Genomic DNA, 10155 nt, shown 5'->3' on the forward strand with positions numbered 1-10155 from the left:
AATGATAGAGGAACTCCGCCTTGGAAACTTTGCCTCAATAACGGCTGAGCTTGATTTCTCACCGAACTTCAACGTGATAATAGGCGAGACGGGGGCGGGAAAATCCCTCCTTCTAAGCGCTATCTCTTTTTTAAAGGGTGATAAATTATCGTTTCCTGCTGAAGAGTGTTTCGTTGAAGCCGTTTTCTCAACCCCTGAAGGTGAAGTGTTCGCCCGCAGGGAGATAAAGGCAGGACGTTCAAGGTGCTTTTTAGACGGCATGAGAGTTCCCCAAAAGCTACTTGCAGAGAGAGTTTCCCCTTTAATCGTTTTTCAGTCGCAAAGGCAGTCAATAGAGCTTTTAAAACCTTCCGTTCAGCTTGAGATTCTTGACAGGCTTGCGGAAAATGAGGAGTTACCTTCCGTTTACAGAGCCAAGTTTGAGGCGTTCAAAAAAGAAAAAGAAAAGTTGGAAGAGCTTGAAAGAAAAGTTCAGGACAGAGACAGGCAGATAGACATACTTAAGTTTCAGATTGAGGAGATAAGGGAGGCGAATTTAAGGGAAGGGGAGGAAGAGGAGCTTCTTGAACTGAGAAACCTTTTGAGGCAGTCTGAAAAAATCAAGGAAGTTAAAGAGCTTGTGAGGGTTCTTATCTACGAAGGGGAAGGTTCGGCGCTTGAGAGGATTTCCGAAGTTATAAGCAGGCTTGAAAAGATTGAAGGAAGCGAAGAGCTTTTGGAGCGTCTGCGGAACGCCTACTACGAGTTAGAAGATATCTGTTCTGAGATTGAAAGGAAGCTTTACGTTCCCGATGAAGAGGTCTCTTTAGACGAGATAGAGGATAGACTTTACGAGATAGAGAAGCTAAAGAGGAAATACGGTTCTTCTATTGCCGAGATTAACGCGTTTTTGAAGGAAGCGGAAGAGAAACTCTACACTCTTGAAAACCTTGAGTTTGAAATTGAAGAGGAGAGGAAAAGGTTAGAAGCTCTGGAAGCGGAGTTGAAAGAGTTGGCTTCCGAAATATCGGAAAGGAGAAAGAGAGCTGCTGAGGAGTTTGAAGCTTACGTTGTTTCAACGCTGAAAGAGCTTGGAATGCCTGAAGTGAGGTTTAAGGTTGAGTTTAGAGAGAAAGAGCTTTCAGCTACGGGAGTTGATGAGGTTCAGTTTCTCTTTTCCGGTAACCCTTCTCTGCCTCTTTCGCCGCTGTCGGCTTCTATTTCTGGTGGAGAGCTTTCCCGTTTTCTTCTGACTATTCTCTCTAAGGTTTCTGTTCCTGGAGTTACAATGGTTTTTGATGAGATAGATGCGGGTATGAGCGGGAAGACCCTTTCTCTTGTTGCAGCGAAGTTAAAAGAAATTGCTAAGAACCAGCAGGTGATTGCGGTAACTCACTCTCCCCAGGTTGTTGCTGCAGCTGACAGAGTGTTTAAGGTGGAGAAGAAAAACGGAAACGTTGCGGTTAGAGAGGTCAAAAAGGAACAAATTGAGAGAGAAATTGCTATAATGATTTCTGGCGATTTAACGGATAAAAGCCTTGAGGCTGCCCGTGACCTTATAAGAAGATGGGAGGAGTGATGGAGGTCGGAGGATTACTTCACGCGTTTAACGTTCACCTTTCTAAAACGGAATTAGCGGAGCTTTCGGTTCTGCTTTTCGTTGTAACTTACGCGATGATTCTTCTTGAAAAGTTCTTTCACAGAACGATTGCTGCTCTCGTAGGTGCTTCTCTGGCTTTAGTTATAGGCGTTATTACGCCTGAGAGAGCGTGGGAAGCGATAGACCAGAATACGATTCTGCTTCTTTTCGGAATGATGAACATCGTGACGGTGATGGGGAAGAGTGGATTTTTCCACATAGTTGCGGCGAAGGCGGTAAAGCTAACTAAGGGTTCGCCGAGCAGGGTGTTGTGGATTTTCTCCCTTTTAACTGCGTTCTTTTCTGCCTTCCTTGATAACGTTACAACGGTGCTTTTTATGGCGCCTGTTATGATTAACATAGCTGAAAGGCTAAAGCTTAATCCTATTCCTTATCTGATAGCCATCGTTTTGGCTTCAAACACGGGTGGAACGGCTACGCTGATTGGTGACCCGCCGAACATTATCATTGGAAGTATTGCCGGTAAGACGTTTAACGATTTCCTTTATGAAGTTGCGCCTTACGCAATTCTTGCTTTCATTTTAGGACTTATCGTTATGCATCTAATGATGGCTAAGGGTGGATTTCTTGAGGCTAAAGCTTCTCCTGAAGAGTTGAAAGAGATTCTTTCAGGTGAGGTGGATGAGTCTTTGTTAGATAGAAGACTGATGAAGAAGTCTGTTGGCGTCTTTTTGGTCACTATAGTTCTCTTTATCGTTGGACACAACATCGGTCTTGAACCTGGCGTTATTGCTCTAATGATGGCTACAATCTTAGCTTTTATCAGTGGTCTTTCACCTGCGTGGATTTTGGAAAAGGTGGAATGGACAACGCTCATATTCTTTATGGGACTCTTTATGGTTGTTGGTGCTCTTGAAGTAAACGGCGTTTTTGAAGACGCTGCTCACTGGCTCATAAAAGAAATAGGAGACAACATCCATCACGGTATTTTGATTGTAGGTTTCGTTTCCGCCTTGATTTCGGGATTCGTTGACAACATTCCGTTTACCATGTCTATGGCTTACGTATTAAAGGGTATGGAAGCTCAGATGGGAAGCGTAATGGACCCTCTCTGGTGGGCTCTTTCTTTGGGAGCTTGTTTGGGAGGAAACCTGACCCTTATAGGTGCTTCTGCCAACATCGTTACTGCTGATATAGCTGAGAGGAACGGCTATAAGATAGATTTCTTCAGATTTATGAAGTACGGAACTCCCGTTGCTGCGGTTACAGTTATAGTTGCGATACTGCTCTTCTACGTTGAGCATGCAGTTTTCGGAGGTTTCTAATATGAACTTGATTGAGAGAATTTTTGAGTCGTTTCTCTGGCGTTCAAGGCTGATGGTTTTGTTTGCCGTTATCTTTTCTCTTTTGGCTTCTTTAGGTCTTTTTATCGTTGCATCAATTGAAATTTTTGAACCTATAGAAAAGCTTTTTGTTAGCGGTTTTCACATTTCTGCTGAAGACCACGAGAAGCTTGTAGGTTCTATTGTTGGAGCGATAGACCTGTTTCTGATAGCCACAGTTCTCATTATCTTCTCTTTGGGTCTTTACGAACTCTTTATCAGTAAGATAGATGAAGCTGAGAACGATGAAAAATCCTCCCGCATCCTTGCCATCCACAGCCTTGACGACCTGAAAGAGAAGTTGGCAAAAGTTGTTCTCATGGTTCTTATCGTAACTTTCTTTAAATACGCCATTCATATAAAGTACGAAACTCCACTTGAAACCCTCTACTTAGCAGTTGGCGTCTTGATGCTTGCCCTTGCACTTTACTACAGCCACAAAAGTCACTAAAAGCAGGATAGGAAATGGCAGAAGAAAAAAAAGAAAAACACAAGACGGAGCGGATTACAGGCACTCAAAAAGCTGCAATTCTCATACTGACGTTGCCTGAAGATATAGCGGTTAACGTGATAAAAAACCTCAAAGAGCATGAGATAAGCAGGTTAGCTAAAACCATTCTCACTTTAGGAACGATAAAGAGAGATATGGTGAAGTTGGTTCTTCAGGAGGCTCACGACGAACTTGCAGAGATTGCGCCGCTTAAAACGGCTCCAGAAGAGGTAAGGAGACTTTTAGAAAAAGCTCTTCCGCCTGATAAGTTCCAGCAGCTCATAGAAGAAACGATGCTTACAGAGTCAGGTAAAGTGATATTTGAAGAGCTTCAAAAGATGGACCCAAAGTTCATAGCCAAGCTTATAGAGAAGGAACATCCGCAGATTATTGCAATTATTCTCTCTCAACTAAAACCTGCTAAAGCTGCAGAGGTTATTCAGTACCTGCCAAAACGTTTAGGCGTTACCAACGTTCAGGAAGAGGTTATAAAGAGACTCGCCCAGCTTGAAAAAGTTTCTATGAACACGTTAAAACTTGTAACTGATGCTCTGGAAGATGAATTGGCTTCTATCGGTGCAGGTAAGGAGCAAACTCTCAGCGGTATAGATATTGCTGCTGAAATAGTTAACAACCTGCCGAAAGAGGTCGCTCAAGAGCTTCTTGATGAAATCAGGAAGGAAAATCCTTCCCTTGCCGATGCCATTGAAGAAAGGATGTTCAAGTTTGAAGATATCGTTAAGCTTGATAACAGGGCAATTATTGAAATACTCAAGGCAGTTGATAAGAACGACCTGCTTCTTGCCCTCAAAGGTGCGCCTGAAGAGATACTCAACAAGTTCCTTTCCAACATGTCTAAGCGTGCTGCCCAAATGTTCCTTGAAGACCTTGAGGCTCTTGGTCCTGTAAAGAAATCCGATGTAGAAAAGGCAAGAAAGAAGGTTATCGCTGTCATTAAGAAGCTTGCGGAAGAGGGTAAAATAGAACTTGGCGGTTCGGAAGAGTTGATTTAGGGGAGGATTTTCGTTGTCTGAAGAGTTCCTTTCTCAAGAAGAGATAGATGCTCTGTTAGGTGGTGGAGAGTCAAAGGAGGAAGAACCTAAAGAGGAGATAGCTCCTTTTGACTTTTCGCAGGTTGAGCAGATAAAAAAAGGGGGCGTTCCTGGATTAGAGCTCATTTTTGAAAGGTGGGTAAAAAGCTTCAGAGACGAAATAAGAAGGCTCGTTCCCCAGGTGGGAATGGTGACGAAAGAATCCGTTTACATAACGCGCTTTAACAATTTTATGATTAAAATTCCAATGCCTGCCAGCTACAGTATCGTCGCGATGAGACCTTTTAAAGAAAACTTCCTTTTCATACTTGATTCTCGTCTTGTTTTTGTCGTTATAAGCGTTATGTTCGGAGGACCTGCTCAGCCCTTCAAGATAGAGGGGAGAGAATTTACCAAACTGGAAACGAGAATAATAGACGACCTTGTAAAAATCTCTTTGAGGACTTTTGAGAACGTTTGGAAGGACGTTTACCCGGTAGAACTTGAGCTTCGTTCTATAGAGCTTAACCCCTCTCTTGCAAGAATCGTTTCCGGAAATGAGAAGGTAATTGTTGTTGAGTGTATGATGGATATTGACGGATATGAAGCGCCTTTCTTTTTCTGCTTCCCGCAGGGCATGTTTATGCCGATAAAAGAGTTAATCTTTTCCGAATCCCTTTTTGCTGAAAAAGACCCTATCTGGGAGAAGCATTTACACGAAAAGTTACTTAAGACGAATTTAAACGTATCCCTTGAACTTGCGAGGAAGCACTTTACGGTGAGAGATATCCTTTCCTGGTCTGAAGGTGACCGTTTGCAGCTTAACGTTTCTAAAGATGACATACTTAAACTTTACGTTGAAGGAAGTCCGAAATTTTATGCTAAACTTGGAAAGGTCAGGGACAGATACGCTGCCATGATAATTGACTACATTAATGGAGAAGAGGATGGCAGAGGAAGAGAAGAATCAGCAGGAGAATCAGGAAAATCAGGAGAATCAGGAAGAGAAGAGTCAGGAAGAACTGGCGAAGGAGTGGGAGGAAGCGCTTAAACAGCAGCAAGAGTCTTCTTCCGGTGAGGGAGAGTCGGAAGAAGATATCATGAGCGCTTGGGAAGAAGCGCTTAAACAGCAGCAGGGGGAGTCTTCTTCTGAAGCTGAAAGTGAAGAAGAGGTTAGTGAGGAGATTCCAGAAGAACTAAAGGAAGAGCAGGAAAGATTTGAACTTTTAAAGGATATACCTTTAGAGATAACGGTTGAGATTGGTAGTGCGTCTTTGCCTTTAGAAGAGATATTGCGTCTTCATCCTAACAGTATTGTGGAGCTTGATAGGTACGTTAACGAACCTGTTGATATAAAAATCAACGGTAGGTTAGTTGCCAAAGGTAAACTCTACACAGTAAAGGAAAACTTTGGTATAAAGATTACTCAGATAATTACGCCTGAAGAGAGGCTGAAGCTTTTAGAGGAGTGATTTATGTCTGTTGCACTGCAATCTCTCTACGTTCTTGCGTCCGGCGGTGAGAGAGCTTTAGAACAGCTTGACGTTACAGCTAACAATATAGCTAACGTTAATACTCCCGGTTTCAAAAAGATATTTGAAGAGGAGATGTCTCAGCATATACCTAACAATAAAGGTGATGCTTACAACTTGCTTATATTCCCCCGCTTTAAAGCTACTCACGTGATTCTCACACAGGGAGCTTTAAAGAAAACGGGGAATCCGTTAGACCTTGCGTTGAAGGGAGAAGGATTTTTTGCTGTTAAGACAAAAACCGGTGAGGTTTACACGAGGAACGGACATTTTTTCCTTTCACCAGATGGAAGGTTAATAGATGCGAACGGAAATCCTGTTCTTTCAATAGATGACCAGGAAATTATCCTCAATCCTGATAAACCTGTTACTGTTACGAAAGATGGTGTTATCTATCAGGGAAATGAGCGTGTTGCTGTTTTAAAAATTGTTAACTTTCAAAAGATAGCGCCTTTAGGAAGTTCTTATTACAAGGGGCAGGGAACGCCTCAGGCTACTGATGCTGCAGTTTTGCAGGGTTACCTTGAGTCTTCAAACGTTGACCCGGTTAAGGAGATGGTCGCTTTAATAGAAGCGCAGAGGCGTTTTGAAATGTACGGCAATCTTATAAGAGGACTTGATAGGTTAAATGAGAAGAGCAATGAGATTGGTAGAGTTTAAGGGAGGGAGCTATGCTTAGGGCTTTGTGGACTTCAGCTTCCGGTATGGAAGCTCAGCAAACGAATTTAGATGTTATTTCTAACAACATAGCTAACGTGAATACTGTTGGTTTCAAGAAATCAAGGGCAAACTTTGAAGATTTGATATATCAGGACATCAGAGACCCGGGCGTTATGAGTTCAGATGAAAATAGAGTCCCTTCCGGTATTCAGATAGGTCTCGGGGTGAAGGTTTCTGACGTCAGCAAGATATTTACGCAAGGTTCTCTGATGAAAACCGATAAGCCTTTAGACGTGGCTATTCAGGGGAAGGGATTCTTCAGGATAGAACTTCCCGGTGGGGGTTACGCTTATACGAGGGCTGGGGATTTCCAGCTTGACGATGAAGGTTACATCGTTACCCCTGAAGGCTATAGGTTGTCTCCTAACATTCAGATTTCTTCACCGGAAACGGTAGTTAACATTTCTATAAGCCCAAACGGTAAAGTTTACGTGGTTAGGAATACAGGGGGGCAGGAGGTTACAGAAGAGGTTGGTAACATAAAACTTTACAGATTTATCAATCCTGCCGGTTTGAAAGCTATTGGAGGTAATCTGTTAGTTCAAACAGACGCCTCTGGTGAAGCTATAGAAGGTGACCCTAACACTGATGGTTTCGGCAAGTTAGCGCAGGGCTTTTTAGAAGCTTCAAACGTTAACATAGTAGAAGAGATGGTGAATCTAATTGTTGCGCAGAGAGCCTATGAGATAAATTCTAAGGGAATAATAACCGCTGATGAAATGCTTAGGACTGTTGCGTCGCTTAAGTCTTAATTTCCTTTTCCTCTTTGTTTTTTTCTTTGCTGTGTCGGCTTTTGGCGCTGACGTTGTTTTAAAGGACAAAGCTAAAGTCAGTTCCGATTTTGTGTACTTGAAGGACATTGCCGTTATCAAAGGTTCACCGGTTGAAAGACAGGTTCTTTCGGGTATTGTTGTTTCCGATTCTCCCTACCTCTGCCGAACGAAGGTTTTAAACGTTAATGACGTAAAGAACAGAGTTATTGACTTTCTTAAAAAGAACGGAGTTAACGTTAAGGTAAGTTTTAAAGGGTCTCCTATTGTTGAAGTTAAGCGTTTGTGCGCGGAGTTACCTGCTGATAAAATCTCGCAGCGGTTAAAGAGTTTGATAGAAAAGGAATATCCGGGCTATATCTTTGTTTCTGCTTCTGTGCCTCATATCACGTTGCCCTATTCTAACTTTAAGACGGTTATTTCTATTCAGTCTTTGGGAGATTATTACGGGCGTGCCTTATGTCAGGTGGTTGTAAATGGAAGCGTTGTTAAAAGAATCTGGATTCCCTTTAGAGTTGAAAGGAAGGTTAGCGTTGTAGTGGCAAAAAGAGTGATTCCTAAGGGGAAGGTAATAAGTGGTGCCGATGTCGTGGTTAAAGGTATCCCTCAAAGTAAAGCGAGAGACGGAATCGCTTCTCTTTCTGAGGTAGTCGGAAAGGTTGCTAAGAGGGATTTTAGGGCAGGGGAAGTTATAAAGAGGAGAGATTTAGTTCCTAACTTTATCGTTTTTAAGGGTAAGCCTGTAAAAGTTATATACGATAGCGGAGGAATTCATATAGAGCTTTTGGGCGTTCCTATGGAAAATGGGGCTTTAGGGGATATAATAAGAGTTAAAAACATTTCTACTGGAAAACAGCTGATATGCAAGGTTATTGGAAAAAATACCGTTACCTTTGTATCTCACTAACCCTGATTGCTTTGTTTTCTTGCGGTTCTGAAGAGAAGGTGAAGGTTGTTTATTCTCCACCACCTCCGCCGCCGGCTTATTCCCCGAAAGCTGCTTCTCCAGGTTCGCTGTTTAACGGCTATGACAATCTGTTTTCGGATGCTAAGGCTCATAACATTGGTGATATAGTAACTATAAAGGTTTATGAATCACTTTCCGGTTCAGGCAGCGCCTCTACTACTACCGGTAAGCAGACGACTTTTGATATTAACGTTAATAAGCCCACGATTTTAGGTAAGGAAGTTCCTGGAAAAACGAAAAATCCCCTCCTCAACTTCTCCACCTCTCCCAAAACCGACTTCAAGGGTCAAAGTTCAACGAAGAGAGATGCCAAACTCATAGCTACGATAACGGCGAGAGTGGTAAAAGTTTACCCGAACGGTAACCTTTACATAGTTGGAGAGAAGATTATAAAGATTAACGACGACGTTCAGGTGCTTAAAATTTCCGGTATAGTCAGACCTTCCGATATAGAGCCGGATAATTCCGTTTCTTCCTCTAAAATTGCTGATATGTACGTTGAGTATAACGGTAAAGGTTACGTGAACGAAAATCAGCGTCCTGGTTGGCTTGCAAGGTTTCTAATGAAAATCTGGCCCTTTTAAAGGAGCGCTATGTTTGGAAGATTGCTACTGCTTTTCTTTCTGTTGACAGCTACGGCATTCGGAGCGAAGGTAAAGATAGGGACGGAAGTTAACGTTGTTGGCGTTAGACCCAACTACCTGACCGGATACGGTATTGTTGTTGGGCTTGACGGCACCGGTGATGGAACGACCAGCGTTTTTACTTTGCAGAGCATTGCAAACATGCTTCGCAAGATGGGTATTTACGTTGACCCTAAGAGCGTGAAAACGAAAAACGCTGCGGCAGTGATTGTTACTGCTAAGTTGCCTCCTTTCGCAAAGCCTGGTATGACTTTTGACGTTGAAGTGGCTTCTTTAGGAGATGCGAAAAGTCTTGCCAACGGCGTTTTGATAAGGACGCCCCTTTTAGGACCTGACGGCAAAATTTACGCTTTTGCTCAAGGTCCCGTTTCAACAGGAGGAGGTTATACCGAATCAAACAAAGGGGGTAAGGTACAGAAGAACTTTTCCACTACCGGAATTATCCCGAACGGTGGTATTGTTGAAAGGGCGCTTCCTTTTGAACTTAGCGATGAAAAGACGCTGACTCTTACCTTGAAGCATCCCGATTTTTCTTTAGCCAATGAGATAGCAACGGTCATTAACAGGCACTTTGGAAAGAAGTTGGCAGACGCTGTGGATTCAGCTACTGTAAGAGTGAGCTATCCTGAAAACGTTGATAGGGTGAAGTTCATTTCCGAAGTCTTGAACCTGCAGATAGATACGACTCCGGAACCTACCGTTGTTATCTATGAAAGGACGGGAACGGTAATAATGAGTGGAGATATTAAGATAGACCCGCCCGTTTACGTTTCTCACGGCAACATTTACGTTTCGGTTACCAAGACGCCTGTTGTTTCTCAACCGCCGCCGTTTTCAAGCGGTAACACCACCGTTACTGAAAAGGTTACAACAACGGTAAAAGAAGAGAAGGGGAGGATTTTTTCTATCAATTCTCCTTCTTTAAGGGATTTGGTTAAGGCTTTAAACGAGCTTGGCGTTTCACCAGGTGACCTGATAGCAATTATTCAGGCTATAAAAGCAGCCGGTAAATTACACGCTAAAGTTATAATAATGTAGCT

At 42.8% G+C, this 10155-nt stretch carries 11 protein-coding genes; all 11 read left to right on the forward strand.

From position 1 onward, the window contains the following. Position 1 precedes the first annotated feature (1 nt). The 11 genes from QOL23_RS05585 to QOL23_RS05635 are packed head-to-tail and all read left to right on the forward strand — an operon-like array spanning position 2 to position 10153. Positions 2-1558, forward strand: coding sequence for a DNA repair protein RecN (locus QOL23_RS05585; protein ID WP_283400597.1), 1557 nt, complete (start codon positions 2-4; stop codon positions 1556-1558). After that, on the forward strand, positions 1558-2904 hold the full coding sequence (locus QOL23_RS05590) for an ArsB/NhaD family transporter (RefSeq protein WP_283400598.1): 1347 nt from the start codon (positions 1558-1560) through the stop codon (positions 2902-2904). The genes QOL23_RS05585 and QOL23_RS05590 overlap by 1 nt, the downstream gene beginning before the upstream one ends. 1 nt (position 2905) lies before the next feature. After that, positions 2906-3412 carry a YqhA family protein gene (locus QOL23_RS05595; RefSeq protein WP_283400599.1) on the forward strand — a complete coding sequence of 169 codons (507 nt, stop codon included), beginning with the start codon at positions 2906-2908 and terminating at the stop codon, positions 3410-3412. A 14-nt stretch (positions 3413-3426) separates the two neighbouring features. Continuing rightward, the gene (fliG, locus tag QOL23_RS05600) at positions 3427-4464 is read left to right on the forward strand and encodes a flagellar motor switch protein FliG (protein ID WP_283400600.1); all 1038 of its coding nucleotides are present in this window, start codon (positions 3427-3429) and stop codon (positions 4462-4464) included. A gap of 13 nt (positions 4465-4477) precedes the next feature. Beyond that, positions 4478-5533 carry a flagellar motor switch protein FliM gene (gene fliM, locus QOL23_RS05605; RefSeq protein WP_283400601.1) on the forward strand — a complete coding sequence of 352 codons (1056 nt, stop codon included), beginning with the start codon at positions 4478-4480 and terminating at the stop codon, positions 5531-5533. Beyond that, on the forward strand, positions 5430-5954 hold the full coding sequence (fliN, locus tag QOL23_RS05610; protein ID WP_283400602.1) for a flagellar motor switch protein FliN: 525 nt from the start codon (positions 5430-5432) through the stop codon (positions 5952-5954). Before fliM ends, fliN begins: the two co-directional genes overlap by 104 nt. A gap of 3 nt (positions 5955-5957) precedes the next feature. Beyond that, positions 5958-6674 carry a flagellar basal-body rod protein FlgF gene (flgF, locus tag QOL23_RS05615; protein WP_283400603.1) on the forward strand — a complete coding sequence of 239 codons (717 nt, stop codon included), beginning with the start codon at positions 5958-5960 and terminating at the stop codon, positions 6672-6674. Between the two features lie 11 nt (positions 6675-6685). Further along, entirely contained in the window at positions 6686-7486 is an 801-nt protein-coding gene (flgG, locus tag QOL23_RS05620; protein WP_283400604.1) for a flagellar basal-body rod protein FlgG, read from the forward strand. Continuing rightward, positions 7449-8411, forward strand: coding sequence for a flagellar basal body P-ring formation chaperone FlgA (gene flgA, locus QOL23_RS05625; RefSeq protein ID WP_283400605.1), 963 nt, complete (start codon positions 7449-7451; stop codon positions 8409-8411). Before flgG ends, flgA begins: the two co-directional genes overlap by 38 nt. A 38-nt stretch (positions 8412-8449) precedes the next feature. After that, positions 8450-9055, forward strand: a complete 606-nt coding sequence (locus tag QOL23_RS05630) for a flagellar basal body L-ring protein FlgH (protein ID WP_283400606.1) — start codon at positions 8450-8452, stop codon at positions 9053-9055. A gap of 9 nt (positions 9056-9064) precedes the next feature. After that, positions 9065-10153, forward strand: coding sequence for a flagellar basal body P-ring protein FlgI (locus QOL23_RS05635; protein ID WP_283400607.1), 1089 nt, complete (start codon positions 9065-9067; stop codon positions 10151-10153). The last annotated feature ends 2 nt before the right edge of the window (positions 10154-10155 follow it).

Source organism: Desulfurobacterium pacificum (assembly GCF_900182835.1).
GTDB lineage: Bacteria > Aquificota > Aquificia > Desulfurobacteriales > Desulfurobacteriaceae > Desulfurobacterium_B > Desulfurobacterium_B pacificum.